This is a genomic window from Exiguobacterium sp. E4787, from assembly GCF_018618375.1.
Classification (GTDB): domain Bacteria; phylum Bacillota; class Bacilli; order Exiguobacteriales; family Exiguobacteriaceae; genus Exiguobacterium; species Exiguobacterium chiriqhucha.
Genome location: NZ_JACSLY010000001.1, coordinates 132,487 through 158,195, shown reverse-complemented (window position 1 = coordinate 158,195; position 25,709 = coordinate 132,487). Strand labels below are relative to the sequence as shown.

Annotated in this window: 28 protein-coding genes; 20 read left to right on the top strand and 8 right to left on the bottom strand. The window is 53.4% G+C overall.

What is annotated here, in order from left to right:
• Nucleotides 1-12 precede the first annotated feature (12 nt).
• Together KNP80_RS00850 and KNP80_RS00845 are read left to right on the top strand one after the other, a co-directional pair.
• Complete coding sequence (locus KNP80_RS00850; protein ID WP_214753165.1) at nt 13-687, top strand: metal-dependent hydrolase; 675 nt, start codon at nt 13-15, stop codon at nt 685-687.
• Nucleotides 687-1,274 (top strand): HD domain-containing protein, encoded by a 588-nt coding sequence (locus KNP80_RS00845; RefSeq protein WP_214831827.1) that lies wholly within the window; start codon nt 687-689, stop codon nt 1,272-1,274. Before KNP80_RS00850 ends, KNP80_RS00845 begins: the two co-directional genes overlap by 1 nt.
• A gap of 32 nt (nt 1,275-1,306) precedes the next feature.
• Here the strand turns inward: KNP80_RS00845 and fadH are convergent, their stop codons facing one another.
• Both fadH and KNP80_RS00835 read right to left on the bottom strand, forming a co-directional pair.
• On the bottom strand, nt 1,307-2,071 hold the full coding sequence (gene fadH, locus KNP80_RS00840) for a 2,4-dienoyl-CoA reductase (protein WP_034777934.1): 765 nt from the start codon (nt 2,069-2,071) through the stop codon (nt 1,307-1,309).
• 93 nt (nt 2,072-2,164) lie between these two features.
• Nucleotides 2,165-3,202: an N-acetylglucosaminidase gene (locus tag KNP80_RS00835; protein WP_251128799.1), complete on the bottom strand. Its 1,038-nt coding sequence runs from the start codon at nt 3,200-3,202 to the stop codon at nt 2,165-2,167.
• Nucleotides 3,203-3,311: 109 nt separating this feature from the next.
• Here KNP80_RS00835 and KNP80_RS00830 point away from each other — a divergent pair, with 109 nt between their 5' ends.
• Both KNP80_RS00830 and KNP80_RS00825 read left to right on the top strand, forming a co-directional pair.
• Nucleotides 3,312-4,301: an aromatic acid exporter family protein gene (locus tag KNP80_RS00830; protein WP_214720388.1), complete on the top strand. Its 990-nt coding sequence runs from the start codon at nt 3,312-3,314 to the stop codon at nt 4,299-4,301.
• 179 nt (nt 4,302-4,480) lie between these two features.
• Nucleotides 4,481-5,611, top strand: a complete 1,131-nt coding sequence (locus KNP80_RS00825; RefSeq protein WP_029595289.1) for a M20/M25/M40 family metallo-hydrolase — start codon at nt 4,481-4,483, stop codon at nt 5,609-5,611.
• A gap of 44 nt (nt 5,612-5,655) precedes the next feature.
• Here the strand turns inward: KNP80_RS00825 and KNP80_RS00820 are convergent, their stop codons facing one another.
• The gene (locus KNP80_RS00820; RefSeq protein ID WP_021067671.1) at nt 5,656-5,829 is read right to left on the bottom strand and encodes a hypothetical protein; all 174 of its coding nucleotides are present in this window, start codon (nt 5,827-5,829) and stop codon (nt 5,656-5,658) included.
• A gap of 75 nt (nt 5,830-5,904) precedes the next feature.
• On the opposite strand from KNP80_RS00820, the gene rnz reads away from it, so the two are divergent.
• Genes rnz through KNP80_RS00785 form a run of 7 tightly spaced genes read left to right on the top strand, consistent with a single transcriptional unit; the run spans nt 5,905 to nt 10,560 of the window.
• Complete coding sequence (rnz, locus tag KNP80_RS00815) at nt 5,905-6,810, top strand: ribonuclease Z (protein ID WP_214831825.1); 906 nt, start codon at nt 5,905-5,907, stop codon at nt 6,808-6,810.
• A gap of 1 nt (nt 6,811) precedes the next feature.
• Entirely contained in the window at nt 6,812-7,702 is an 891-nt protein-coding gene (locus tag KNP80_RS00810) for a hypothetical protein (protein WP_214831824.1), read from the top strand.
• 14 nt (nt 7,703-7,716) lie between these two features.
• On the top strand, nt 7,717-8,109 hold the full coding sequence (locus KNP80_RS00805; RefSeq protein ID WP_236355691.1) for a DUF4430 domain-containing protein: 393 nt from the start codon (nt 7,717-7,719) through the stop codon (nt 8,107-8,109).
• Nucleotides 8,087-8,755 carry a hypothetical protein gene (locus KNP80_RS00800; protein ID WP_214831823.1) on the top strand — a complete coding sequence of 223 codons (669 nt, stop codon included), beginning with the start codon at nt 8,087-8,089 and terminating at the stop codon, nt 8,753-8,755. Before KNP80_RS00805 ends, KNP80_RS00800 begins: the two co-directional genes overlap by 23 nt.
• Entirely contained in the window at nt 8,724-9,683 is a 960-nt protein-coding gene (locus KNP80_RS00795; protein WP_214831822.1) for an ATP-binding cassette domain-containing protein, read from the top strand. The genes KNP80_RS00800 and KNP80_RS00795 overlap by 32 nt, the downstream gene beginning before the upstream one ends.
• Nucleotides 9,659-10,204, top strand: coding sequence for a hypothetical protein (locus KNP80_RS00790; RefSeq protein ID WP_214831821.1), 546 nt, complete (start codon nt 9,659-9,661; stop codon nt 10,202-10,204). The genes KNP80_RS00795 and KNP80_RS00790 overlap by 25 nt, the downstream gene beginning before the upstream one ends.
• Nucleotides 10,205-10,239: 35 nt before the next feature.
• Nucleotides 10,240-10,560 (top strand): hypothetical protein, encoded by a 321-nt coding sequence (locus KNP80_RS00785; protein WP_214714680.1) that lies wholly within the window; start codon nt 10,240-10,242, stop codon nt 10,558-10,560.
• A gap of 67 nt (nt 10,561-10,627) precedes the next feature.
• Here KNP80_RS00785 and KNP80_RS00780 read toward each other — a convergent pair whose 3' ends face one another.
• Nucleotides 10,628-11,422: an SDR family NAD(P)-dependent oxidoreductase gene (locus tag KNP80_RS00780; RefSeq protein ID WP_021067663.1), complete on the bottom strand. Its 795-nt coding sequence runs from the start codon at nt 11,420-11,422 to the stop codon at nt 10,628-10,630.
• A 150-nt stretch (nt 11,423-11,572) separates the two neighbouring features.
• Between KNP80_RS00780 and KNP80_RS00775 the strand changes: the two genes are divergently transcribed.
• The 3 genes from KNP80_RS00775 to KNP80_RS00765 all read left to right on the top strand — a co-directional run bounded on the left by KNP80_RS00775 (nt 11,573) and on the right by KNP80_RS00765 (nt 15,202).
• Nucleotides 11,573-12,475, top strand: coding sequence for a peptidase U32 family protein (locus tag KNP80_RS00775; protein WP_214831820.1), 903 nt, complete (start codon nt 11,573-11,575; stop codon nt 12,473-12,475).
• A 9-nt stretch (nt 12,476-12,484) separates the two neighbouring features.
• Nucleotides 12,485-13,738: a peptidase U32 family protein gene (locus KNP80_RS00770; protein WP_214831819.1), complete on the top strand. Its 1,254-nt coding sequence runs from the start codon at nt 12,485-12,487 to the stop codon at nt 13,736-13,738.
• 81 nt (nt 13,739-13,819) lie between these two features.
• Complete coding sequence (locus KNP80_RS00765) at nt 13,820-15,202, top strand: MATE family efflux transporter (RefSeq protein WP_131471238.1); 1,383 nt, start codon at nt 13,820-13,822, stop codon at nt 15,200-15,202.
• On the opposite strand, the gene KNP80_RS00760 is transcribed toward KNP80_RS00765, so the two are convergent.
• A complete protein-coding gene (locus KNP80_RS00760; RefSeq protein WP_214831817.1) occupies nt 15,197-16,066 on the bottom strand; it encodes a DMT family transporter in 870 nt (289 codons plus the stop codon). The two genes, KNP80_RS00765 and KNP80_RS00760, sit on opposite strands and share 6 nt — an antisense overlap.
• 124 nt (nt 16,067-16,190) lie before the next feature.
• Between KNP80_RS00760 and KNP80_RS00755 the strand changes: the two genes are divergently transcribed.
• Nucleotides 16,191-18,317 carry a DNA topoisomerase III gene (locus KNP80_RS00755; protein WP_214831816.1) on the top strand — a complete coding sequence of 709 codons (2,127 nt, stop codon included), beginning with the start codon at nt 16,191-16,193 and terminating at the stop codon, nt 18,315-18,317.
• 24 nt (nt 18,318-18,341) lie between these two features.
• On the opposite strand, the gene ytzI is transcribed toward KNP80_RS00755, so the two are convergent.
• The gene (gene ytzI / locus KNP80_RS00750) at nt 18,342-18,509 is read right to left on the bottom strand and encodes a YtzI protein (RefSeq protein WP_021067657.1); all 168 of its coding nucleotides are present in this window, start codon (nt 18,507-18,509) and stop codon (nt 18,342-18,344) included.
• 161 nt (nt 18,510-18,670) lie between these two features.
• Here ytzI and KNP80_RS00745 point away from each other — a divergent pair, with 161 nt between their 5' ends.
• Entirely contained in the window at nt 18,671-19,783 is a 1,113-nt protein-coding gene (locus KNP80_RS00745; protein ID WP_214832258.1) for a PP2C family protein-serine/threonine phosphatase, read from the top strand.
• Nucleotides 19,784-19,820: 37 nt separating this feature from the next.
• Here the strand turns inward: KNP80_RS00745 and KNP80_RS00740 are convergent, their stop codons facing one another.
• Nucleotides 19,821-20,756: a magnesium transporter CorA family protein gene (locus KNP80_RS00740; RefSeq protein WP_021067655.1), complete on the bottom strand. Its 936-nt coding sequence runs from the start codon at nt 20,754-20,756 to the stop codon at nt 19,821-19,823.
• A 141-nt stretch (nt 20,757-20,897) separates the two neighbouring features.
• Between KNP80_RS00740 and KNP80_RS00735 the strand changes: the two genes are divergently transcribed.
• Entirely contained in the window at nt 20,898-21,275 is a 378-nt protein-coding gene (locus tag KNP80_RS00735; RefSeq protein ID WP_214831815.1) for an Hpt domain-containing protein, read from the top strand.
• 43 nt (nt 21,276-21,318) lie between these two features.
• Here KNP80_RS00735 and KNP80_RS00730 read toward each other — a convergent pair whose 3' ends face one another.
• Nucleotides 21,319-22,194: a chemotaxis protein CheV gene (locus KNP80_RS00730; RefSeq protein ID WP_021067653.1), complete on the bottom strand. Its 876-nt coding sequence runs from the start codon at nt 22,192-22,194 to the stop codon at nt 21,319-21,321.
• Nucleotides 22,195-22,421: 227 nt separating this feature from the next.
• Between KNP80_RS00730 and KNP80_RS00725 the strand changes: the two genes are divergently transcribed.
• The 3 genes from KNP80_RS00725 to KNP80_RS00715 all read left to right on the top strand — a co-directional run bounded on the left by KNP80_RS00725 (nt 22,422) and on the right by KNP80_RS00715 (nt 25,680).
• Nucleotides 22,422-23,858, top strand: a complete 1,437-nt coding sequence (locus tag KNP80_RS00725; protein ID WP_214832257.1) for an NADP-dependent glyceraldehyde-3-phosphate dehydrogenase — start codon at nt 22,422-22,424, stop codon at nt 23,856-23,858.
• Between the two features lie 101 nt (nt 23,859-23,959).
• Nucleotides 23,960-24,937 (top strand): MBL fold metallo-hydrolase, encoded by a 978-nt coding sequence (locus KNP80_RS00720; protein ID WP_214831814.1) that lies wholly within the window; start codon nt 23,960-23,962, stop codon nt 24,935-24,937.
• Nucleotides 24,934-25,680 carry an SDR family NAD(P)-dependent oxidoreductase gene (locus KNP80_RS00715; RefSeq protein ID WP_214831813.1) on the top strand — a complete coding sequence of 249 codons (747 nt, stop codon included), beginning with the start codon at nt 24,934-24,936 and terminating at the stop codon, nt 25,678-25,680. Before KNP80_RS00720 ends, KNP80_RS00715 begins: the two co-directional genes overlap by 4 nt.
• The last annotated feature ends 29 nt before the right edge of the window (nt 25,681-25,709 follow it).

The following is a 25,709-nucleotide window of genomic DNA, read 5'->3' as shown; positions in this document are numbered from 1 at the left end:
GGGAGGATTTCTATGAAGATCACATACTATGGCCATGCAACCGTTCAACTCGATATCGACGGGACGTCCGTCTTGATCGACCCGTTCCTGACGAGCAACCCGCATACGGATGTCGACCCGGCGAGCGTTAAAGCAGACTACATCCTGCTCACCCACGCTCATTTCGACCATATCGAAGACGTCGAGTTGATTGCGAAACAGACGGGCGCGACGATCGTCGCGACGCACGAACTGGCGACATATTACGAGAAGAAGGGCTTCTCAGTGCACGGCATGAACATCGGGGGCGGCCATTCGTTCGCGTTCGGCCGCGTCACGATGACGCAGGCGTTCCATAGCTCGAGCCTCGACATGGGCGACGTCCCGGTCTATATGGGGATGCCGGGCGGATTCATCATCGAGACGAACGCGCTCACGGTGTATCACGCCGGGGACACGGCACTATTTTCGGATATGAAACTGTATGGCGAACGCTTCGAGATCGACGTCGCCTTCCTCCCGATCGGAGACAACTTCACGATGGGACCGGTCGACGCGCTCGACGCGGCGCACTGGCTCCAAGCGAAACGAGTCGTGCCGATCCATTTCGATACGTTCCCGCCCATCAAACAAGACGCTCGAGCGTTCTGCGATCAATTGCATCAACGCGGTCTCTTGATTGAGCCGAACACGACGATCGAGATTTGATGAGTCATCCAGCGGTGCTCGAGACCGAGCGGTACGTGACAAAGCTCCATGCCGGAGACCATACCGGGCATGACATGGCTCATCTCGACCGCGTCCGCCGTTTGGCGATGCATCTCGCGGAAGGCGAAGCGGTCGACGGTCTCGCTTTGACGCTCGCGGCGCTCTTGCATGATGTCGAGGATGAGAAGCTCGGACGTGACAAAGGTCTCGTCGCACGTCACCTTGACACGTTACCGATCGACCCCGAACAACGGGCACACGTCCTGAGGATGATTGAAGAGTCGTCCTTTTCAAAAGGACGGTCCCCGTCGTCACGTGAGAGCGCGATACTGCAAGACGCCGACCGGCTCGACGCGATTGGGGCAATCGGCATCGCCCGGACGTTCCAATTTGCCGGCGCACGAGGCAATAGCCTCCACGGCGAGGGTGACCCGAAAAGCGCGATCGCTCATTTCGAGGAGAAGTTGCTCCGGCTCGCGAATCAGATGCATACGAAACGGGCGAGACGAATCGCCCGGGAACGCCACGCATTCATGGTCTCATTTTTGGACAGGTTCGAAGCGGAATGGACGGGACAAGACATATGAAACGGCCGAGGAATCTCCTCGGCCGTTTTCGGTTAGAACGGATGTTTATTGAGCCAATGGCCGCCGTCGAGCGAGATACATTCTCCGTTCAAATAGCGCATCTCGTCCGACGCCATCCAATAGGCGAGGTCGGCAATCTCTTCGGGTGTGCCGAACCGTCCGAGCGGCACGTTACGACGGATGCGCTCGACTTCTTTGACGTGGACGGCGAGTTTGTCGGCACCACCGGTCCGCTCGATTGGGCCCGGGCTGATCGCGTTCACGCGTGCCCCGAACTGATACCCCCATTCGACGGCGAGCGTCCGCGTCAAATTGAGCACCCCGGCCTTGGCGGCGGCGCTCGGGGCGACACCGGCGCCCGCTTGCCAGGCGTAGGAGGCGACCATGTTGATGATGGAGCCGTCCCGCAGTTGCTCCCGTTCCCAATGTTTGCCGAGGACGTGGGTACAATTGAACGTCCCGTTCAAGACGATGTCGATGACGCTCGTCCAGCCGTTCGGCGTCAAGTCGAGCGTCGGACAGACGAAGTTGCCGGCTGCGTTATTGACGAGCGCATGCACCGGTCCGAACCGTTCGCTGATTTGATCGAGTGCTTGTGAACACGCCTCGTAGTCACGCACATCGTGTTGCACGGCCATCGCTGCTCCGGCCCCGATGGCCTCCAGTTCGCCCATCGCTTCTTGTAGCCGCTCTTCGTTGCGGCCGCTGATGGCGACGTTCCAACCCTCGGTTTTGAATTTTAGCGCCATCGCCTTGCCCATCCCCGATGAGCCACCTGTGATCCAAATCGTTTTCATACAAATCCCCCTTTGGAATGAATGGTCGTTCATTTAGGTATTCGCTCAGCGAAGGGGCGATTCCTGCAAAAAAAAGTGACGGCCGTTGGGCCATCACTTCAGCTGCTCTAAATAGGTCAATCCGAGTTCACGGTCGATGCGATACATCGTCCCGGCGACTTTTTCGCCCCAATACGGGTCTGAGGCGTAATTGACGTTGACGCCTTCTTGTTTATTGCCAGGGAACGGCCCCCGGTCATAAGCGCCCGTCACGTACTTTTCGGCGAATAGTCGAGCCGCTGCGTCGATGCTCGCCTCGACAGATGGATAGGAGGCAGCATTTCCGCTCGGATCGTTGTCGGTCGCCTGGAAGCCGAACAAGTTATTCTTTTCCCGGGCGATGGCTGATGTACCGAACCCGGACTCGTGTCCGGCGACGGCCATGAGGAACAAGGCGTTAATGCCGAACTCTGCCTCGGCATCTTTGAAGGCGTCGCCTTTACCGGCGAGCGGGCTGTCGTCGAGTGTGCCGAGAAATGCGTCGAGCTCGCGAGCCGAATACGGTGCCTTCGACGCGATCGAAGCGAACTGGTATGGCGAATCGAACACGTCGCGCACGTCCTCTGTATAATAGCGGTCGGACGACTGTTGCGGCGCCGGTCCGACGAGGAACGTCCCGGCCAAGTTGCCGTTCGCCTCGACGGTATGGAACACTTGCCCGTCCCGCATCTGATAGAAGCCGCGACGCTCGACGACAGCGTCCGGATAAAGCTTCATGTCGGCCGGCTTCACGTAGACGTCGGCGCCGGAAATGTTCACCAACAAATGCTTGTCGGCCGTCTGCACGAGACGGAGTCGGGTCCCGCCGGCGACATACGACTGCCGTTTCTTAAACTCGGCGTCCTGATAGAGGTTTGTGATTCGGTCGGTCGGTGTGACGGCGATGCCAGTGCCAATGAAGTCGATGACGTCGCCTGACGCATCGAGCAGGGCACGGTTGCCCCCACGTTCCATATAGGCCCGCGCCTCGTCGAGTGACTCAAATGATCGGGTCGAAACGTCCCCGCTGTCATAGGTCTGAACGGTATACGCCCCGCTCGGACGGTCTTGGAGCCAAAGGAAACCTAAAACGGCAAGGGCGAGCGTTAGCATCGTGGGAATCACGCCACGTTTTTTTCTTTTCAATACGATCACTTCCAAACATATGGATTGCCAAACGGAAGAAACTAGTGAACAATTTTGTGAGAGAGGAGGAGATATTATGAAAATCGGATCACGTACGCTTAAGACGGCGGCAGCAGCCGGGATCGCCATGCTCATCTCCGAGACGATTCATCTCGATTACTACGTCTTCGCAGCCATCATCGCCATCCTCAGTATTCAGGAGACACGGAAAAAGTCGTTTCGGGCTTCCTATGAGCGGGTCATGGCCAGCCTGATTGCGATTGGCATGGGGGCATTGATGTTCACCTTGCTCGGTTATTCACCGGCGACGCTCACACTTTATTTTGTCATGTTCATCCCGCTCGTTCAACAGCTCAAACTGCAGGACGGCATGATCACGAGTGTCGTCATCTTGACCCATCTATATACGGAAGGGCAGTTCTCGTTCGATTTGTTCGTGAACGAGTTGTTATTGATTGCCATCGGTGTCGGGGTAGGACTCGTCGTCAACATGTACATGCCGACACTCGATAAAGAGATCGAGCGCATCAAGGACAATATCGACCGGGCTCTCGCCGTTCACTTTTATGATGTGGCCGCCTGTGTCGAGACGGGCGTCTATAACAACCATTCGATGATGCTCTTGAAGACACGGGATTATTTGAAACAAGGGAAAGACCTTGCGCTCCGTCGCATGGGGAACTCGATTGGGAAGCGGAACGAAGACATGGATTACCTGTACTTTCGGATGCGAGAACGGCAGTATGACATCTTGAAGCGCATCGCCGAGAACTCCCGGGAGATCACGATGGTCGTCAATGAAGCCAAACCTGTCGCGACGTTCCTCCGACGCGTCGGCGACAACGTCAATCAACGGGCCGACGCTTCGACGTTCCTGCGGGAGCTCGAAGAGACGATTGAGCATTATCGAAAAAACGTACCCCTCCCCACGTCGCGTGAGGAATTTGAGGTACGTTCATCGCTATTAAATATTTTGTCGGACGTGAAAAGCTACTTGATTTTAAAAGAGCGGTATATCCTTCTGTTACAGGAACATGGCCACCCCGGACAAAAACGTGCTCAATAAAAAGATGGATACGATGACGACGACACCGATTTGAATAATGCGTTGACGCTTTTTCTGTTTCTTACTCATGACGTTCCTCCAAATGTGTTTGTCCTCATTGTACAGAATGGAAAAGGTTCGTGCAAACGGCACGAGTTTGTTATAATAACCTAGAAATGTTTGGATGGAGGGATGTTTTCATGGTAAACGAGAAACGAGTGCTTGACACATTTTTACAACTGGTCGGGATCGACTCAGAGACGAAAGAAGAAGCAGTCATCTGCGAGCATTTAAAGGCGGTCTTCACAGAGCTCGGATGCGACGTCTATGAAGACGATGCGTCGACGAAAACGGCTCATTCAGGTAACAACTTGATTATTACGCTACCGGCGACTAAACAAGGCGTCGACCCGATTTATTTCACGGCGCATATGGATACGGTCACACCAGGTAAAGGGATCAAGACGAGTATTCAAGACGGTTACGTCGTGACGGATGGGACGACCATCCTCGGGGCGGATGATAAAACCGGATTGACGGCGATGATCGAACTCGTTCGCGTGTTGACGGAACAAGCGATTCCACACGGTCAAATCCAGTTCGTGATTACAGTCGGAGAAGAATCTGGGCTCGTCGGGGCAAAAGTGCTCGATCTTTCGAAAATTGATGCGAAGTTCGGATTCGCGCTCGATTCGGATGGCCCGGTCGGCGACATTATCGTCGCAGCACCGACTCAGGCGAAAGTGAACGCCAAAATCTATGGCAAGACGGCTCATGCCGGTGTAGCCCCGGAAAAAGGTGTATCGGCGATTCAAATCGCGGCGAAAGCAATCGCGAAGATGAAATTAGGCCGCATCGATGATGAGACGACGGCAAACATCGGACGCTTCGAAGGCGGCCGTGCCACGAACATCGTCTGCGACTACGTCGAAGTCCTCGCCGAGGCGCGTTCATTGATTCATGAAAAAATGGAAGCACAAGCCGAAGCGATGAAACAAGCGTATCTTGACGCAGCTGAAGAACATGGCGGACGTGCGGAAGTCGACATCGACATCATGTACCCAGGCTTTAAGTTCGAAGAAGGGGACGAAGTCGTCGAAGTGGCGAAAGCAGCCGCGACAGCGATTGGCCGTCCAATTCGAATCTTGCATTCGGGCGGCGGTTCTGACGCCAACGTGATTGCCGGCGGTGGGATTCCGACCGTCAACCTTGCTGTCGGATATGAAGAAATTCATACGACGAACGAGCGTATGCCACTCGTCGAACTGTACAAGTTGGTTGAATATGTCGTTCAAATTGTCGAGCTCGTCGCGACACCTAAAACGAAATGAAAAAGAGCCGACGTGATGTCGGCTCTTCCTATGTGTTCGAGCTATTATGCGGCGAACTCCAACGATTCTAAAACGAGTTCGTCTGAACAGTGAAGTTCCATCGCTATGTCGTGAATGAGGATTGAGGTGCCTAATTCTTGTTGGTGTTTGCGATTCATTGAAGTCGCCCGTTCCCGGATCTGTTGATAGATCGAGTCGGAATGTTCAACTTTCTTCATCACGGATCACATCCTTTTTCAACGATTGCCTACAGTATAGCATGGAATGGACGACAAGAAAGGACATTATCATTTATGAAGTTACAATTTTTAGGAACTGGCTCTGGTATGCCGTCGAAACAACGGAACGTCTCCGGGTTGGCAGTCACGCTTGCGAAACAGACGTGGCTCATCGATTGTGGCGAGGCGACGCAGCACCAGATGCTGCATACGAAAGTAAAACCGCGCAAAGTCTCCGCCGTTTGGGTGACACACCTTCACGGCGATCACGTCTTCGGTCTGCCCGGGTTCTTGTCAACGCGTTCAGCGCTCGACGGGTCGAGCCCGCTCACCTTATATGGACCGAAAGGCATCAAGAAATGGCTCGAGTTGACGATGAAAGTGACGGGTTCTTATCTCGGCTATGACTTGACGATTGTCGAGTACGAGGACGGCGATACGTTCGAACAGGACGGTCACCTCGTCATCGTCAAACGACTCGACCATCGCTTCCCGTCGTACGGATTCCGTATTGAAGCGCCGGAACGACCGGGCGCATTGCTCGTCGAAAAAGTGATGGCGCTCGGCATCCCGAGCGGACCGATTTATCGGACGATCAAGCAGTCTGACACGTTCGAGTTTGAAGGGAAAACGTACGTCTCTAAAGAATACGTCACTGACGCGGTCCCAGGACCGGTCGTGGCGATTCTAGGCGATACGGTCCCTTGTCCGAACGCAGCCATCCTCGCCACTGGCGTCGACGTGCTCGTTCATGAAGCGACGTTCATGCAAGCAGAGGCGAAACTCGCCCGTCAATACGGCCACTCGACGACAGTCGAGGCGGCAACGCTCGCAAAAACGGCGCAAGTCGGCCGTTTGATTGTCACGCATATCTCGGCCCGCTATCAAGGTCGAGACGAGGCGTTTGTGGATGAAGTACGCACCGTGTTTCCAGATAGCCATGTAGCGACTGACTTCTTCGAGTTTACAGTGGGGGATTAACGTGACAGTACAACTATACGTATGGCTAGGCTTTTTCGTCATCAGTACGTTGCTAGGTTTACGCTTAAATCAACTGAAAGAACCAGAACCAAACTTTCTTATCAAATTTTTATTTTTTTCATTGCTCGGGATCGTTTCATTCCCGATTGGTGGCTTTCATATTCCAATCGGATTCCTGATGTCGTTCTTATTCTTCCCGAAACGCAATAGCCGCTATAAATGGTACGGGGCGCTCGTCGGGTTCTTTTTCTTCATCGTCCTGTTGTTCGTCCCGCTCTTTGATCAATCCGAATTCCGGGCCGAGTCACAACAGATTGGAACGGTGTCGATTAAAGACGAGACGTTTGACGAGATGACGGACAACATTCTGCGCCGGATCAACAGTGAGTCCATCAAACTCGACCGAAGCAAAATGATTTTCAGCGAGGACGGTGAACTCCGTTCGCTCGAATATTTGCTCATGGTCGAACGCGCAAATTCGTATCAACAGATTCGAATCAACTACGACGAATCGGGCGAGCTGACGTATCGTCAAGTCGATGAACTGAATAAGGACTCGGGAAGTGCGTTCTTCGAGAAACTCGTCGACTTTGAACATATGCTCGACGCGATCCGGAAACCGGCCTGGTCTGAATTCACGACCCAAGTCGATGCCCCGTTCCTCCAGTTCTCATTCGATGGGCTGTACGATATGTACACGTTCGAGAATGAGTCGATGCTCATGATCAATCGGGATAATCGCCTCGTCAAGTTCTGGTTGCAACGCGAGCCGGTGCTCGCCAACAGCATTCAATTGTCGGGATTGAGCCAGCAAGGGCGGACGACGGGTGAGAAATACACGATTCTATACAACTACTCTATCCATCAACGAGAGGATTTGACTGATTTATGAAAAAATTGCTTCTGATGAGTTTACTAGTCCCGCTTTTGACCGCATGCGGAGGGGATACGACATCGACCGAGGAAGCGGCTTGTGATGTCGAGCCGACGATTTCTGTTTACAATGCGGCGACCGAAGAGACGCTGTTCAATGAGAAGAGTGTGTGCTTAGAAGAAGGGGCGACGGTACTCGATGCCCTTGAAGCGACCGAGCTTGACATTGAATCGGTCGGCGACGGAGACATGACTTATGTCACGGCCGTTGACGGAATTGAAGAGAAGTCGGCCGGACAATCCTCAGGCTGGGTTTACGCCTTCAATGGTAGCCCGGGCGATGAAGGCGCCGGAGCCAAAGAAGTCGAATCGACCGACATCATTCAATGGCGGTTCGAAGAAGATGCGATTTCTTTCTTCGAATGAGGCAGATTGGGAGCGCAGACATCCGGTCACGCTCCTTTTCTTCTTACTCGTCCATTTGTACGTGTTGACATACTTGAATGACTCGATTTGGCTCCTCCTCGGTCTGTTCGGTTTGTTACTGATGGAACGACGGTTTCCACTGGCGATGCTCGGTGTTATCCTCGCGTTCTTATTGATTTCACTTGCCCCGTTCGTTCTCGGTTGGAGGATTTCGGTCGGTGGTGTCACAAATCAATTGATTCCACTCGCGACTTTTTTGTTCGGTATGATTTGGGTCAATCGATTCATGCGCCTCGAGCGTTTATTGCCGTTCTTGAACAAATGGCCTCGTTCGACAAGGTTGCTGTACGGCGGTTGGGCGCTCGTCCCGACGATGGAACGGGCGGTCCGTTTATCGTTGGCCAGTCATCCGCGACGTGACTGGCAAGAGGCCGTCGTCGTCGGTATCGAAAGCCAACGCCTCGAGCCGGTATATGTGACGAATCGGATGAGACGCTTCGAACGACATGACTGGGGCCAATGCCTCGTCCTCGCTAGTTTCGGGGCGACTGCGGCTATGGTCACACCGGTTGTTTGGCTTCTGTATCCATATTTGACGAAGGGAGGGGTGCGCGATGCGTTGGTTATCCTTGGCAGACGGACGTGATGAATTCGAGGAGTGGGTGAGGGAAGAACAAGCGCGAGTCGTTCGCCTCGACACTCCGCTTGCTGGGAAAGTCGCATCGCTCATTTCTGGGAGTGACGCCCTGCGAGGAGCCGAACTGGCTGCCATTCTTCAAATCGATCATCTATTTCATAAGCGATTCGACGAGTGCTCAAGTGGGGAACGGCAACTCGTCCGAATCGCTCACGCACTGGCCGATTCATCCGAGGCGATTGTCTTAATCGAGCCGTTTCGACATTTGGATCGGTTTCGGGTCGAGCATTTGACGATGTTGCTCAGCAGGTTGACCGGGCTCGGCGTTCGGATTGCATACACGGACAGGGCGCGCGAACATACCCCATCCGACCCGTTTCACGTCAATCCGACCATGAATCAGCCCCAACTTTTCGTGACGGACGTGTCCTATCGCCATCCGTTGCAGGCTTCCTATGCGGTCGAGCATGTGTCATACGAGGCGAATCAGGCAGGACTGACCATCTGTATCGGAACGAACGGGAGCGGGAAATCGACGTTGCTCGAATTGATTGCCAAAAGCGTGCGTCCCTTGTATGGGAAGGTTAAATGGGGCGAGCGGCCAGTTTATTTACCGGCCGAGCAAGAGTACGGCCCGTTCCCGCATGCGGCGAATCGTCGCGTCGCTCAACTGCAGGCCGTCTTCGATTCCGAAGCTTCGCTGTTCTTGTTGGATGAGCCAAGCGTGGGCTTGACCGAGCAAGAGCGCTCTCAGTTTGAACGAGCGTTAACCGAGAAAGCCATGACGGCACATGTTTTGTGTGCGACACATGATGAGCAACTGATTCAGGCGGCGGACCGTATCCTTTGCCTGTCGAACGGTACGATTGTCTTCGATGGCGATTTAGACGAGTATAGGAAACGGAGTGCGCTATGGTCACATACGTCCTCATCCTAATCATTGCGGCGGGAATCATGTCAAGATTTGAGCGGACGGACATCCCGATCGCCGTTCTGACACAGATTCTCGCGCTCGCCGTCATCGGGCGCTGGTTATTCGTGGCCATCCCGAACGTGCAACCGTCGACGGCGTTGCTCATATTGACGGCCTTGTATTTCGGGTTCACGAGCGCCGCGATGCTGGCGTTGTTCGTCCCGATTTTATCGGGACTGTTGCTCGGACTCGGTCCGTTCGTCTTGTTTCAATTTTTAGGATGGCTTCTCGTCGTACTCGTCGTCATTTTACTTAAACCTCTGCTTCGTCACTCAAGGTGGCTCCTAGCTTTCGTAGGTCTGGGGGCCGGTTTTCTCTTCGGCTGGACGGCCAATCTTTCGTTCGCGGAAGTCATCGGGGCCGACTTCATCAAACTGCTCGTGCTCAGTCTACCGTTCGATGTGGCCCACGGCATCGGGAACGCCGTCTTCCTCATCTTGTTGCATGATTTGTTCGTTCGCATATTTGTGCGGGAAGACGGGTAACAATTAGGTATCACACCGAGTGAGGTGACACGTGCATGAGCGGATACGTCAATCTGGTTGAAATCGGTTGGTTTCTTTTCATCGGACTGTTGTTTATGGGGCTCAATCTGTTTTTGATGTCACGTCGGCTACTACGGACGCGCTACGGGATGCTCAGTATCCTCGGGGCCAGCGTTTGGCCGGCACTCATGATTGTCTTGTCCGTCCAAGGTGGAAGCGTCCTCGGCGGGCTGACGGAACGGGCGCTCACACTCGAAAGCACATTGGCTTGGTCGGTCGTCGTGGCGACGACACTGATGGTGTGTATTCCGGGCATAACACTCATCCGGCGCATGATTCAGTTGGCGCGGTCATAATCAAATCACATAAAGCAGGAGGAAGTCCCCCGGGGGACCTCCTCCTTTTTTAACGTGCATACATGGGTTAAATCGTCGAGACGTCTTCCGATCCAGCATCTGATGGTTTTTGGAAGCGGCGCAAAATCTCAAGGCTGACTGCGCGCGGCATGAGTTTGGCCGCGGCGACAAGCAGTTGGTTCGACACACCCGGCACGATGACGCGTTTGTTGGTCATGACGCCTTTATAGCCGAAGAAAGCGACGAGATGAGACGGCATTTTTGACACCATCATCTCGCTGCCGGCCCGATTGAAGAATCCGGTATCGGTTGGACCTGGACAGAGGACACTCACGTGCACGCCTGTTCCTTTCACTTCGGCATGGAGCGCTTCGGTGAGCGATAACACGTAGGCCTTCGTCGCGTAGTAGACCGCCATATACGGACCAGGTTGGAAGGCGGCGACCGATGCGACGTTCAACACATAGCCATGATTCCGTTCCACCATGCCCGGCAAATAAGCTTTCGTCAATTCGGTCAAGGCGTTGACGTTCAAACGGACCTCTTCGGCCTCGGTCTCGGCATCGAGCTCGATAAACTCGCCGGCCGTTCCGAAACCGGCATTGTTGATTAAAAAGTCGACCGTCAGTCCGGCATCGGCGATTGCACTCGTCAGTCGTTTTACGGCTTGGTGTTCAGACAAATCGAGGGCGAAGACGTGTACGCTGACACGGTAACGTTTCTCCAGTACTTTTTTTAATTCGTGCAACCGAGGCTCGTTGCGAGACACGAGGATACAATCAAATCCATCCCGGGCCGCTAACACGGCAAGATCGAGTCCGATTCCTGTCGAGGCTCCAGTAATTAAGGCTGTTTTTGTCAAAATCGTCCACTCCTTCGATATAAAAAGTCATACATTGTTACTGATTTCTTCACGAGTTGTTAAATTCCTGCTCGGCTGCGACGTCAAAACGTATGCTAGAGTATAGCAAGAATATGTGATTAGACTCACAAAGTGAGGAGAAGAAACCAGATGATGATACAGCTAGTGACTACAGCACAGGGCGTCGAGCAAGCAAAAGCGCTGATTATGGCGGGCTCTGACCGCATCTATATCGGAGAAGCAACATACGGGTTACGCCATAAGGGAGACTGGTCGTTGGAAGCTGTGCGAGAAGTCACAGCGATTGCCCACCGTTATGGCAAAGAAGTGACCGTCGCCGTCAATAATTTGATGCACAATCATCAGATTGAGACGCTGCCTGACTATTTATCGGCTTTAAAAACAATCGGGGTTGACAGTGTGACGGCCGGTGACCCGGGCGCCATCCGCTTAATCCGTAATGCAAATATCCCCTATTGGTATGATGCTCAAACGCTCGTCACGTCGGCCCGACACATTCAATTTTGGGGCAAACGCGATGCGATTGGGGCAATCGCGGCCCGTGAAGTGACGTTGACTGAACTCGGACTGATTCAACAGCAAATCGGATTGCCGGTCGAAGTCCAAGTATACGGACCGACGTGTATCCATCATTCGAAACGTCCGCTCTTGACGAACTACTTCAATGAGATTGGCCGATCGAACACGTTGGCAGAAGCACGCGAATATTATGTGAGCGAACCATCGGATGCGGACAGCCGCTATCCAGTGTATGAAGATGAAAACGGGACGCATGTGTTCTCTGAAGATTTGACGCTTATGGGACAACTGCCCACCTTAATAAGAGGCGGCCTTCACACATGGAAGCTCGAGGGTTGGCACGCGGGTGATGCATTCGTCGATATCGTCCGGTTGTTTGATAAGGCCCGCTCAGATTTGTTGAACGGTAGATTCGATCGTCTCGTCATGGAACGGCGTCTCGCCGAACTGCAGCCGGAACAATTCCGGCTCGGGACGGGACTATTGTTACGAAATCCAGAAGAGATCAAGTGAGGGATTAAGATGAGAAAACGTCCAGAATTATTAGCACCGGCCGGCAACTTAGAAAAATTGAAGATGGCGATTTTGTATGGGGCCGATGCGGTCTTTATCGGGGGACAACAGTTCGGACTCCGCTCTCGGGCCGGCAATTTTGGGTATGACGAGATGGCCGAAGGCGTCGCGTTCGCCCATACGCGCGGGGCAAAAGTGTATGTCGCCGCGAATATGGTGACCCATGAAGGCGATATCGATGGCGCGGGCGAGTTCTTTTGCAAGCTTCGCGATATCGGCATTGATGCCGTCATCGTGTCCGACCCGGCCATGATTGAGGTATGCCTCACGGATGCGCCGGGACTTCCGGTCCATTTGTCGACGCAGTCGTCAGCGACGAACTATGAGACGCTCCGCTTTTGGCAAGAGGAAGGATTGGAGCGAATCGTTCTCGCCCGGGAAGTATCGATGGAAGAAATCAAAGAGATGAAACGGCAAGTCGATGTCGAAATCGAGACGTTCGTCCATGGGGCGATGTGCATCTCGTACTCGGGACGTTGCACCTTATCGAACCATATGGCGCTCCGCGATGCGAACCGGGGTGGCTGTGCCCAGTCGTGCCGTTGGAAGTACGGATTCTTTGAGGCGGACGAACTGTTGACTGACGAGATGGCAGCACGCGACGAGGAACCGTTCTCGATGAGCTCGGTCGACTTGGCGATGGTACGTCACATTCCGGACTTGGTCGACGCTGGTGTCGACAGCTTGAAAATTGAAGGACGGATGAAATCGATTCACTATGTGGCGACCGTTTGTAACGTCTATCGTCAAGTCATCGACGCGTACTGTGACGACCCTGAGGGCTTCGAGTTTAATCCGGCGTGGGAAGAAGAAATCTGGAAAGCGGCACAACGAGAACTCGCGACCGGATTCTATTACGGCGTCCCGACCGAGAACGAGCAACTGTTCGGTAAGCCGCGCGCCATCCCGCAATATACATTCGCGGCACGCGTCATCTCGTATGAACCGACGACAAAAATAGCGACACTCGAGCAACGGAACCATTTTCGACGCGGGGAAGAAGTCGAGTTCTTCGGTCCCGGCTTCGTCCGTTTCTCGCAGCGTATCGATGAGCTGTACGATGAGTCGGGAGAAAGCCTCGAGACGGCGAACCAGGCGATGATGACGGTACGTGTCAAGGTCGAGCAACCGGTCGCGACCGATTTCATCATGCGCAAGCGAAAAGCCGGCGTCGTGAACACACCTGTGCCGAGCCCGGTCTGACACATCCGGCAAGACAACATAGTCGACCGTTCCATCCAATCTTGCTAACCTGTTAACATAGACGACAAAGGGGATGGAAGCATGAATCAGAATACGGAGCAGCTCCGGACCGATCCAATCGGACGTCTGCTGTTCAAACTGTCGCTACCGGCAATGATCGGGATGCTAGTGACGGCACTGTACAACATCATTGATACAATCTTCGTCGCCCGTGGCATCGGGTCGACTGCCGTGGCTGCCATCGGGATCGCCTTTCCGATTCAAATGATTCTTATGGCCGTCTCGAGCGCTGTCGGGTTGGGCGGGGCATCCATCAGTTCAAGGAAACTCGGCAAAGGCGACGATGCCGGTGCCGCCGTCACGTTTTTGAACGTGCTCGTCCTCGTCGGTGTGTTCGCCGCTTTTGCGGTCAGTTCCGCCTTTTTCATGTTGGATGACATCTTGAAAGTGTTCGGAGCGACGTCGGCCATCATGGAACTGAGCCGACAATACTTATCGGTCGTGCTCATCAGCTCTCCGTTCTTCATGTTCACACTCGCGGCGAGCGCGATGGTACGGGCTGAAGGACAGGCGCCTTATCAGATGAAAGTGATGCTCACGACTGTTGTCGTCAACTTGGTGACGACGCCGCTATTCATCTTCACGTTCGGCTGGGGCATTTACGGGGCGGCTTGGTCGACGGCGCTCGCTCAAGTCGTCGGGTCTGTGCTCATGCTCCGTTTCTTCTTCTCAAAAAATCGCCGCACCGATCTCGATTTCCAATGGCGGAAGTTTCGATTACGGTTCGGCGAATTGAAGGAGATTATGGCGATCGGCTCATCTTCGTTCATCATGATGGTGTCCCAGTCGATTTTATTCGTCGGGGTCAACGTCATGCTCGGAACATACGGCGGGACCGAGGAACTTGCCATCTTTGCGATCATCAATAAATTCATGGCGCTCGTCGGGATGCCGATTATGGGTATCGTCCAAGGCATGCAGCCGATTGTCGGTTACAATTTCGGCGCCAAACAATTCGACCGGATGAGGGAAACGATTTGGACGGCAATGCGGGCTGGAATTGCCATTGCCGTCATCATCTGGTTGACGCTCCAGTTGATTCCGGAACAACTGATGCGCATGTTCACGACCGACGCCAACTTGATTGCCGGCGGCGTGACGGCGATTCATGTGTTGTTCGCCGTCTCGTTCCTCCCGAGCGTCCAAATGCTCGTCAACGGCATCTACCAATCGCTCGGGAAGGCCCGGGTCGCGATGTTCTTGTCGCTGTCGCGGCAGACGCTCTATACGATTCCCCTCGTCTTCATCCTGCCGAACTTCTTCGGCGTATTCGGTGTCTGGCTCGCGTTCCCAATCGCTGATGCGATGACCTTCCTGACCGCGGTCGGGATGGCTGTTTGGGATCGCAAGCTCTTATTCCGCCCGTCAGAAGACGAAATCGAAGCGAAAGCAACCAATTTATGAAGCGACGTCCGTTCTTGTGGAACGGGCGTCTTCTTTTAGGAACAAGTAAATTCCGCCGAGCAGGACGGCCGCACCGACCCATTGCATCATGCCGAGACGCTCGTCGAAGAAGACGAACCCGAACAGCATGCCCCACAGCGCCTCGCCAAGGATGGTGATGCTGACAACGGTCGCACTGACACGGGCGAGCGCATAGTTGAACAAGTTATGTCCTAAAATCGTCGGGAAGAAGGCGAGGGCGAGGAAATACCACCAGTTGACCGATTCGAACGCGGTGAACGTCGTCCCCCGGACGAGAAGCATGAAACAGAGGACGACCGCTGCGACGAGATAGACGCTGAACGAGTATGTATTCGTGTTCATCTCGGTCCGGACGTGTTGGCCGACGAGCCAATAGCCGGCGATGAGCAGAGCGGCGATTAAAGCGAGCAAGTCCCCGAACAGCGCTTCACGTCCGAGTTGAATGTCGCCTGCCGCGACAAGCATACCTCCGAAGACAGCGATGAGCGCGAAGGCTAACCCTTTCCGGGTCGGATTCTTTTTAAAAATCAATGCGTTCCCGATTAAGACAAAAATCGGGCTCGAAGTGACGAACAGCGTCGAGCTGGCGACGGTTGTATAATCGAGCGATAAAAACCAGAGCCAAAAATGGAACGCGAGCAACGTCCCGCTGAGGAGCAAGGCATATCGTGTCATGAGTCGTGTCCCGAGGAGCGATTTGAAATCGACGAAGGGCAACAACATCAGGCACGTGATCAGCATACGGTAAAACGCGGCCGTCTCGGCCGGTGCGGACGTCCATTTGACGAACAAGACGCTCGTCGATAAGAAGAAGACGGCGGCGAATAAGATAAGATAAGACAAGAGACATCCCCCTTTATGTTGTACATACTCTTCTAATGATATTATAGAATAGATAAGAAAATACATTCTTTCTCGAAAGTGTCGTTCCGACGAGATTTCGGATGACTGTGAAAGTAGGGATCCTATGAGATTAATTATTGCGGAGAAACCGTCGCAGGCCCAAAAACTGGCTGCGCCGTATCCATCAAAAAAGAAAAAAGACGAGATTGAGATCGCTTCATGTGCCCGGTTCCCAGAGGGCGCCATCGTCGTCTGGGCGGTCGGTCACTTATGTGAGCTGCAAGAACCGTCCCATTATAAGCCGGAATGGAAGTCTTGGAAATATGAGTCGCTCCCAATCGTGCCGGACCGATTTGACTATCGCATCTCGAAAGGCAAGTCGAAACCGTTCCAGACGATTAAGAAATGGCTGCACGACCGGTCCATCACCGACGTCATCATCGCATCCGATGCCGAGCGGGAAGGAGAAGCCATCGTCCGTCTCATTTTACGGCTCGCCGGCAATCAAAAACCTTTGTCGCGCCTATGGATCTCGAGTTTGACCGAGCAGGCGGTCGACCGTGGTTTTGCCGCACTGCTACCAGGCGACCAGACGATCCCGTACTATCACGAAGCAATGAGTCGCGCCTGTGCCGACTGGCTCGTCGGCATGAACGCATCAAGAGCGTATACAACGCTGTTGAAGACGATCGGCATCGAGGACGTGTTTTCGCTAGGCCGTGTCCAGACTCCGACGCTCGCTTTGATTGTCAATCGCGAACGTGAGATTAAACAGTTCGTCCCAGTGCCGTATTTTGAGGTCGAGGCGACGCTTCAAAAAGGACGCGGCACGTTCAAAGCGAAATACACGCTCGGTAAGACGACGAAACTAAAGACTCGCGAACAAGCCGACGCGGTCGTCAACCGGGCGACCGGGACGGCGATTGTCCGTTCGATTGACAAAGAGGACAAGACGGAATACCCGCCGTTTTGGTTCAGTTTATCGGGTTTGCAGGCCGAAGCCGGCAAGCGGTTCGGCTTCGGGGCGAAGAAGACGCTCGACATCGCTCAAAAGCTATATACGAAAGGATGGATCAGTTATCCGCGGACTGACTCAAGTTTCGTCACACCGGACGAGGCAACGTTGTTCCCACAGACGAAAGCAAGGCTATTGAAGTCGGCGGCCTATGCCGAGTTGAAAGACGTGTTGACCGAGAACCCGTCCCGGAACAGCCGCTACGTCAACGCGAAAAAGGTCAGTGATCACTATGCGATCATCCCGACCGAGGCGTGTGGCGATGTGGCCCGACTTAGCGGGGATGAGGCAAAACTATACGATTTGATTAACCGTCGCTTTCTTGCGGCGTTCGCCCCTCCGGCCAAGCTTGAGAAAACGACGGTCGACCTCATGGACGGCGACGACCTGTACCGGGCAAAAGGGACGGTCGTCGTCAGTGCCGGCTATCGTCAAGTCGTCGAGATGAAGTCCAAAGACGTCGAACTCCCGGCGCTCACACTCGGGGAGCCGTTGACGGAAAAGAAAGTCGAAGTATTATCGAAACAAACGGAGCCACCGAAACGGTATACAGAAGGCGCGCTCATCATGGCGATGAAGGTGGCCGGTAAGCAGCTCGATGATGAAGAACTGATTCATATCATGAAAGAAGTCGAGGGGCTTGGAACCGAGGCGACACGAGCCAATATTATCGACGGATTGAAGAAGCGGGGCTATGTCGACCTACAAAAGAAAGAGCTCGTCCCGACCGATAAAGGGCGCTTGTTGATTGACGTGCTCGGTGACAGTATCCTTGCTTCACCGGCCATGACGGCCAAATGGGAGAAACGTCTCAACGAAATCGGGCAGGCATCGGCTTCGGCCGCCGAATTTATCGACCAGGCGAAAAAGATGTCGATTCATCTCGTCGAAGAGGCGAAAGCGCGAGTCGAGACGGCGAACCCGGAAGGCTATACGATTGAAGCACGACGTTTCGGGAAGAAGTCGGCGGCGCGGCCGAAAGCATCGTTCGGCGTCTGCCCGAGCTGTGGCAAGGGACTCGTCGAGCATGCGAAATTCATCGGTTGTAGCGGCTTTCGCGAAGGTTGCAAGTTTACGATGTCGAAACAAGTACTCGGCGTCGGAATTGCCAAAGATGAACTGAAACAGATGATTAACGGCGGGCAATCGAACGTGCACACGTTCAAAAAAGGGGACAAGACGTTCGATGCCGCGCTCTATCTTGAAAAAGGGGCACTTCGATTCGAATTTAAATAAAAATAGAGCCATCCGCCGATGGCTCTATTTTTTCTGCTGTTCTTCTTCAGTGATGCGGCGATTGATTTCATCGTAATCGAGCACGATGTCGTCCTTGTTGTCTTTATAGGCATATCCTTTTTGAATGACAACGATTGACGCGATTAAGACGAGCAAAATAATCAAACCGCTCACAGCGAATATCCATCCCATGCGGCATTCCTCGCTTTCGTACTTCCAGTATGCCAAAAACAAACGAGATTCTCCATCTTTGAACCACTTCGAACTGTCACAGCATTGAAATACCTAATGAAGCGATTAGATATGATACAATAATATGCAGAAGAACACTGACAGAGAAAGTAGGGATGACTATGGCGATTTTGATTGTGGACGACGAACCGGTCAATACGATGGTTCTCGAACAATTATTGCATCAACATGATTATGAGACGATTTCGGTCTCGAGTGGTGAAGATGCGCTCGCGCTCCTGATGGACCCGCAAGCCCCGTCGCTATACGACCTTGTCCTGCTTGATGTCGAGATGCCAGGAATCTCTGGAATCGAGACGTGCAAACGGATTCGACAGATGAGCGGCTATGAGGAACTTCCCGTGATTATGGTCTCGGGTCGCACCGAGGAAAAGCAAATCGCAGAAGGTCTCGACGCTGAAGCGTCCGACTATACGACGAAACCGATTAAAATCACGGAACTGCTCGCGCGCATCCGCTCCGCACTCCGTTACAAAGCGGCCGTCGATGAACGCAAAAAATATGAGGCGCGGCTCCAATACGACCTCGATCTCGCGCAAAAGATTCAACAGAGCGCGTTGACCCCGCCCATCAGCAACGATGAGATTGACGTCCGGGCTCTATACTTGCCGTCTAAAAAACTGGCCGGGGACATGTATGCCTGGTTCCAGGTCGCACCGGATCGGTATGGGGTCATCATCTTCGACGTGATGGGGCATGGTGTCTCGTCTGCGTTGATTACGATGGGGATTAGGTCGATTTTGCCCGGTCTCGTCAGCAACGTCCAATACCCAGTCGATGTGATGAGTGAGTTGAACCGCCAGATGACGTTCTTGTTCTCGGGAGAGGACATGCAAAGCTATTTCACGGCCGTTTATTGTTATATCGACACGACGAAGCGTCAAATCGAGTACGTCAATGCTGGTCATCCGCCGGTCATCGTGACGTCGGACTCGGGTGTGACTCGTCTCGAGACGACCGGTGTCCCGGTCGGCATGTTCGAGGAGCCGAATTTTGAGTCGAAGGTAGTCGACATCGAACCGGGGATGACGATGCACATGTATACAGACGGATTGATGGAATGTTACAGCAAAGACATCGACGACGGCATCCGCTGGCTCGAGAAGGACGTCGCGTCATACGGGCTTGACTACGCGCGTCACGTCGCCGAACAACTCGTCCCTAAAATCGAGATCGACGATGACTTGTGTCTCGTCACAGTCAAATTGATGTAAAAAGATGGTGTCGCCGCAACGGACGACACCATCTTTTTTAGAAATATCGCTTGCGCCACAAAATGTAAAAGGCGAGGCTTGAGAAACCGATCATCATCGTAATGGCGAACACGAAGCCAATCGGTTGTCCTTCCCACGGCACTTGGACGTTCATCCCGAATATTCCAGAGATCATCGTCGGAATACTAAGTACGATCGTAATCGAGGCCAAGAACTTCATGACGAAGTTGACATTGTTCGAGATGATCGAACCGAAGGCGTCCATCTTGATGCTGATGATATCGTTATAAATCGACGCCATCTCCATCGCCTGACGGTGCTCGACGAACACGTCTTCGAGCAACTCCTCGTCTTCTTCGTGCTTCTCGAGACTCGGTGTCTTGACGATGCGGTCGAGGACGCTGTCGTTCGCTTTGAGCGACGTCATGAAGTAGACGAGCGACTTCTGTAAGTTCATCAATTGAAAGATTTCCTGATTTCGCATCGAACGTTGCAACTCTTGCTCGAGCTCGTCCATGCGCCGATCGATTTGGCGAAGAAAGCGCAAGTATGTCATGCTTACTCGGTGCAAAATCTGAAAGACGAACCGGCTCCGGTAGTTCGTCCGGAACAAACGGGCTTTTCCGTTGGCGAACAAATTGAGCACGTCTAGATCACGCGAACAGACGGTGATGAAGTGTCGTCCCGTGACGATAATCCCAAGTGGAATCGTATTATAGGCGCGTCCTGTGTCGTCTTCTTCGACGTATGGGACGTCAATGATCATGAGGAGGCCCTCATCATCTTTTTCAAATCGTGGTTTTTCTTCAATATCAAGCGGGTCGTAGACGAAATCTTCAGGAATGCCGGAGGCGGCGATGACTTGATCGGCCTCATCTTTCGTCGGATTGACGAGTTGAATCCAGCTCCCTTTGTCAAAGTCTTCGATTTCGTCGACACGCCCAGATGCGTCGGTACGGTAAATCGTTAGCATAATGTTCCTCCTACCTTAGCTCAACCTAATTATAGGTACGCGAATGGGAGAGTGCAATCGGAAAAGGAGGAGTTTTTTTGTTTTTTCTCGAAAACATGCTACAGTGGGTAGGAATGTTAGTAGGATTGAAGCAAAGGAGGGATGGAGTTGTCACAAACGCCCCATAATGCTCTGTTTAACGAAGAAAAGTTGGCGGAGCTCCATCAAATCGCTAGCGGAAATAAAGATTTCTTAAAAAAGATTGCCGAGACATATATCCGCCAATTCGAGGCGAGATTCCCGGAATTGAGACGCATGGTGATGGAACGAAACCATGAACAAATCGAACAGCTCGCCCACTTGTTGAAAGGGGCCTCCTATTCTGTCGGCCTCGACGAGACGGCCGCCCGGTTCCATCAGCTCGAAGTGGCTGGAGAGACGAACGAAACCTCGAACCTCGAACCGATTCTCGACGACATCGAAGCCGATATGCGCCGCTTCGACCAAGAATGGGAAGCGCGCTTGAATGCATTATCATAAATAAAACGGGATTTCGCCGCAAGGCGAAGTCCCGTTTTTCGGATTAGGCTAAAAATTCGTCGAGTGTGGCAATCAACATGCCAATCTCTGGCTTCGTGATTTGGGCGTTCGCCCCGACCGCGTCGCCTTTATGTTTCAAGTCGTCCGAGATGAGCGAAGAGAAGATGATGATCGGCAGGTCGGCGAAACGATCCATCTCACGGAGTCGTTTCGTCAAATGCAAGCCGTCCATTTGTGGCATCTCGATATCGGTGATCAGCAAGTCACAATGGACGTCGCTCTGTTCGAACGCATCGAGCGCTTCCTTCCCGTTATTAAAGATCGTCGTGTTGAAATAGCCGGCGTCATCGAGCGTATCGATGATGAGCGTCCGCAACATCTCCGAATCTTCCGCAATCCAGACGTGTTTGTTCGAGCGCTCCCGGGCACCGAGTCGTTTGACCGATTCACGGGCCATGATGTCTTTACGGGACAGTTCGAGGGCGATGCGCTCGTAGTCAAGAAGGATAATCATCTGGTCGCCTGTTTTGACGACCCCGTTCGTGATTCCTTGCATGCCGCGCGCGAGATCAGACGGCGTGTCAATCTGTTCCCAAGAGATACGTTTAATCTCTGTCACTTGATCGACGCGGAGCACCGATTTCTCTCCGTTAAACTCACAGACGATCAAGCGATCGTTGTCTCCGACGTCACGCGGATGTCCGATGACCATCGGTAAATCGATGACCGTCATGACCTCACCGCGGAGCTCAATCAACCCCATGATTGCTTCCGGAGTGCCCGGGAGCGGAGTGAGGGGAAGCATCGTGATGATCTCACGTACCTTCATGACGTTAATCCCGAAAATGAACGGGCCTGACTGGAAAATGACAATCTCTAATTCGTTCGTGCCTGCCTCAAGTAAAATATTATGATCCATGCTCACTGGTGGTCCCTCCTAGTTCACGTACTCTCATCTCTTCTATCGGTCGATTTGATGAACATCTTCAGTTGAAAGTGGCAAAGTCGAGGCGGAATTGACAAAAAATTGACGAGTAACCGTTTACATTACATAAACTGAATCTTTATAGTTGTTCAACCGATTTGATTTTGCATACAATGGGGGTGGCAACGAGATATCAAAGCTTACTCAGGAGGCAGATAGAGATTATGAGTATGAACACGTATCCATATTTAATTAATGGACAATGGCAGGAATCGACAACGAACGAAACAATCGAACTCGTTTCACCTTATACAGATGAAGTCGTCGGGCACGTCCAGGCGATGTCTCGCGACGAAGTCGACGAGGCGATTCACGGCGCGAAAAGCGCACAACAGGAATGGGCGGCGCTTCCGGTCAACAAGCGTGCCGAACTGTTGTACGCTTGGGCGGACAAACTCGAAGAACGCGTTGATGAGATCGGTCAAATCATCATGCGCGAAGTCGGGAAGAACTTGAGCGACGCGAAGAAAGAAGTCGTCCGGACGGCGGAAATCATCCGCTATACGGCCGAAGAAGGTCTTCGCTTCACGGGCGGGTTCATGCAAGGGGACTCATTCCCTGGCGGTTCGAAAAACAAGATGGCGATCATCAAGAAAGAAGCGCTCGGTGTCGTCCTCGCGATTTCACCGTTCAACTACCCGGTCAACTTGGCAGCAGCCAAAATCGCACCGGCTCTTATCACTGGTAACGCGGTCGTGTTTAAACCAGCGACACAAGGCGCCATCAGCGGTGTGAAAATGGTCGAGGCGCTTCAAGACGCAGGTCTTCCGAGCGGTCTATTGAACCTCGTCACAGGACGCGGGTCGGTCATCGGTGACTACTTGACGTCACACCCTGGCATCGACATGATCACGTTCACAGGTGGTACCGGGACAGGTCAACACTTGTCACAACAAGCATCGATGGTACCTGTCGTGCTCGAACTCGGCGGGAAAGATCCGGCCCTCGTCCTTGAAGATGCGGACCTAACCCTGGCGGCTGATCAAATCGTCAGCGGGGCGTTCTCATATTCAGGACAACGCTGTACGGCGATCAAGCGCGTTTTCGTGCTCGAGCACCAAGCAGACGAACTCGTCGGAATGTTGAAAGATCGTGTCGAGAAGCTCACGGTCGGATCACCGGTCGATAACAGCTTCATCGTTCCACTCATCGACAAGAAGTCTGCAGATTACGTCCAAGGCTTGATTGACGATGCCGTCAACAAGCAAGCGACGGTCGTCCACGGAAACGAGCGCGACGGCAACCTCTTGCACCCGACGCTCCTTGACCACGTCACACGTGAAATGCGTGTCGCTTGGGAAGAGCCGTTCGGACCAGTTTTGCCGGTCATCCGCGTTAACTCACTCGACGAGATGATTGAACTCACGAACGAGTCTGAGTTCGGTCTTCAAGCGAGCGTGTTCACGCAAAATGTGAACAGCGCCTTCACGGTCGCCGACAAGCTCGAAGTCGGTACAGTCCAAGTGAACGGTCGCACAGAACGCGGCCCTGACCACTTCCCGTTCATCGGCGTGAAGCAATCAGGCCTCGGGGTCCAAGGGATTGGACGCAGCCTCGAGACGATGACACGCGATAAAGTTACCGTCATCAACTTATAAGTGATTGGAGAGGAGAAATCCTCTCCTTTTTTTGTGTGATTGAAATCCATTCTTATCGACAGGTATAATGAGTGAAGATAGGTGGAAGGGGTTGTGGGGACGTGGCGAACTGGATTTCAAGCCAACTGGCAAGACTCGATATACCGACGCCATTCGAGGTCGGCAACGTAAACGTTTATGTCGTCGAACACATGAACCGTTTCTTTATGGTCGATTGCGGACCGGACACGGAAGAGGCGTGGACCTCTTTGACGACACAACTGGCCGAGCTTGAGTTGACGCTCGCGGATATTGATTTTTTATTTTTGACGCACCATCATGCCGACCATGCGGGTCAGGCGTGGCGTCTGCGTGACGCCTCGATTCCCGTCTACGGACATGAGAAGCTCGTTCGCTATTTAGAACAGACACCGAACTTCATCAAACGAGGCAACCAATTTTTGCATGATTTGGCGCACTGGTTCGGGACCCCGGAGACGATTGTGAACAAATTGCCCGATTATCGGGAGGCGTTGCGCTGGATCGGCCCGACGACTGTGACGATGACATTCGAGGACGGGCAGGACGTGACGAGTGACGGGGCATGGAAGACAATCCATCTGCCCGGGCATGCGAGTGACCAGCTCGGACTGCTCGGCCCAGGTGGCGTGTTGATCGCGGGCGACCATTTGATCGATGCGGTCGAACCGAACCCGCTCATCGAACAGCCGTACGAAGAGGAAGGGTTCGCTTCGCCGGTCGTCCTGTATCTTGATTCGCTGCGGAAACTGCAGTCGGTCGACTTGAAGCTCGTCGTGAGCGGACATGGGGAACCGATTCACAAACCGCGTCCATTGATTGAGGCCCGCATCAGTCAGCGCTATGAGCGAAGTGAACTGCTCCTGAACGACTGGGTGGACGGCTTGAGCGTGTTCGATTGGTCGATGCGCCTGTATGGACGCAAGATGCGGCGGGCAATGCCGCTCGTCTTCAGTGAGGTGTTCGCCCGGTTGACGTTACTCGAGGAACGTGGGCGCGTCGTCAAACAGTTGACGGATGGAAAATGGATTTATGTGAGAGTGGAGGACATCTTAGAATGAGACATATTGTCATCACGGGTGCGTCGAGCGGCTTTGGGGCCGCGCTGGCGCATTCTTTTTATGAGTCGGGTGCCAAGTTGACGTTGATTGCACGGAACGAGGAGCGGTTGCGCGAACTCGGACAGAAGTTATCGGCCGATTGGATGGTGGCCGACGTCTGTACCGACTATGACACGCTCGTGGCGCAAGTCGAACGTACATATGGAGCAATCGACGTCTGGGTGAACAATGCCGGAATCGGCGAGTTCGACCGGGTCGTCGATCAAACGACCGACGTCATCGAGGAGACGATGCGCTTGAACGCGACCGCACCGATGTTGCTGGCGCGTGATTGTGCGCGAACGATGCGCCGTGGCAGTACGATTATCAACGTCTGCTCGCAAGCGGCAAAAGTCCCGACTCCGAAATCGGCCGTCTATGCCGGATCGAAAGCGGCGCTGCTCCAGTTCTCGAACGCGCTTCGGTTGGAACTGAAGCCGGCTGGGATTCATGTACTGACCGTCAACCCGGGACCTATTGCGACACCGTTCTTTCTCCGGGCCGACAAGAGTGGACGTTACGAAGCGAGTGTGAAATCGATTATGCTCGATCCCAATCGCCTTGCGAAACGCGTCGTCGCGGCATGTGAGGCGTCGAAACGTGAAGTGAACACCCCGTGGTGGATGGAACTTGGCGCGAAACTGTACGCAATGTGCCCGGTCATGTTCGAACGGCTCGCAAAACGGGGATTTGACAAAAAGTAAATGCGTCAACATAGAGAAAAAAGGGGGAG

Excerpts from the sequence above, each read along its gene's own strand:
- KNP80_RS00850 (WP_214753165.1), top strand. The coding sequence starts at position 13 with ATGAAGATCACATACTATGGCCATGCAACCGTTCAACTCGATATCGAC.
- KNP80_RS00845 (WP_214831827.1), top strand. The coding sequence starts at position 687 with ATGAGTCATCCAGCGGTGCTCGAGACCGAGCGGTACGTGACAAAGCTC.
- fadH (WP_034777934.1), bottom strand. The coding sequence starts at position 2,071 with ATGAAAACGATTTGGATCACAGGTGGCTCATCGGGGATGGGCAAGGCG.
- KNP80_RS00835 (WP_251128799.1), bottom strand. The coding sequence starts at position 3,202 with ATGCTAACGCTCGCCCTTGCCGTTTTAGGTTTCCTTTGGCTCCAAGAC.
- KNP80_RS00830 (WP_214720388.1), top strand. The coding sequence starts at position 3,312 with ATGAAAATCGGATCACGTACGCTTAAGACGGCGGCAGCAGCCGGGATC.
- KNP80_RS00825 (WP_029595289.1), top strand. The coding sequence starts at position 4,481 with ATGGTAAACGAGAAACGAGTGCTTGACACATTTTTACAACTGGTCGGG.
- KNP80_RS00820 (WP_021067671.1), bottom strand. The coding sequence starts at position 5,829 with ATGAAGAAAGTTGAACATTCCGACTCGATCTATCAACAGATCCGGGAA.
- rnz (WP_214831825.1), top strand. The coding sequence starts at position 5,905 with ATGAAGTTACAATTTTTAGGAACTGGCTCTGGTATGCCGTCGAAACAA.
- KNP80_RS00805 (WP_236355691.1), top strand. The coding sequence starts at position 7,717 with ATGAGTTTACTAGTCCCGCTTTTGACCGCATGCGGAGGGGATACGACA.
- KNP80_RS00800 (WP_214831823.1), top strand. The coding sequence starts at position 8,087 with ATGCGATTTCTTTCTTCGAATGAGGCAGATTGGGAGCGCAGACATCCG.
- KNP80_RS00795 (WP_214831822.1), top strand. The coding sequence starts at position 8,724 with ATGCGTTGGTTATCCTTGGCAGACGGACGTGATGAATTCGAGGAGTGG.
- KNP80_RS00790 (WP_214831821.1), top strand. The coding sequence starts at position 9,659 with ATGGTCACATACGTCCTCATCCTAATCATTGCGGCGGGAATCATGTCA.
- KNP80_RS00785 (WP_214714680.1), top strand. The coding sequence starts at position 10,240 with ATGAGCGGATACGTCAATCTGGTTGAAATCGGTTGGTTTCTTTTCATC.
- KNP80_RS00775 (WP_214831820.1), top strand. The coding sequence starts at position 11,573 with ATGATGATACAGCTAGTGACTACAGCACAGGGCGTCGAGCAAGCAAAA.
- KNP80_RS00770 (WP_214831819.1), top strand. The coding sequence starts at position 12,485 with ATGAGAAAACGTCCAGAATTATTAGCACCGGCCGGCAACTTAGAAAAA.
- KNP80_RS00765 (WP_131471238.1), top strand. The coding sequence starts at position 13,820 with ATGAATCAGAATACGGAGCAGCTCCGGACCGATCCAATCGGACGTCTG.
- KNP80_RS00755 (WP_214831816.1), top strand. The coding sequence starts at position 16,191 with ATGAGATTAATTATTGCGGAGAAACCGTCGCAGGCCCAAAAACTGGCT.
- ytzI (WP_021067657.1), bottom strand. The coding sequence starts at position 18,509 with ATGGGATGGATATTCGCTGTGAGCGGTTTGATTATTTTGCTCGTCTTA.
- KNP80_RS00745 (WP_214832258.1), top strand. The coding sequence starts at position 18,671 with ATGGCGATTTTGATTGTGGACGACGAACCGGTCAATACGATGGTTCTC.
- KNP80_RS00740 (WP_021067655.1), bottom strand. The coding sequence starts at position 20,756 with ATGCTAACGATTTACCGTACCGACGCATCTGGGCGTGTCGACGAAATC.
- KNP80_RS00735 (WP_214831815.1), top strand. The coding sequence starts at position 20,898 with ATGGAGTTGTCACAAACGCCCCATAATGCTCTGTTTAACGAAGAAAAG.
- KNP80_RS00730 (WP_021067653.1), bottom strand. The coding sequence starts at position 22,194 with ATGGATCATAATATTTTACTTGAGGCAGGCACGAACGAATTAGAGATT.
- KNP80_RS00715 (WP_214831813.1), top strand. The coding sequence starts at position 24,934 with ATGAGACATATTGTCATCACGGGTGCGTCGAGCGGCTTTGGGGCCGCG.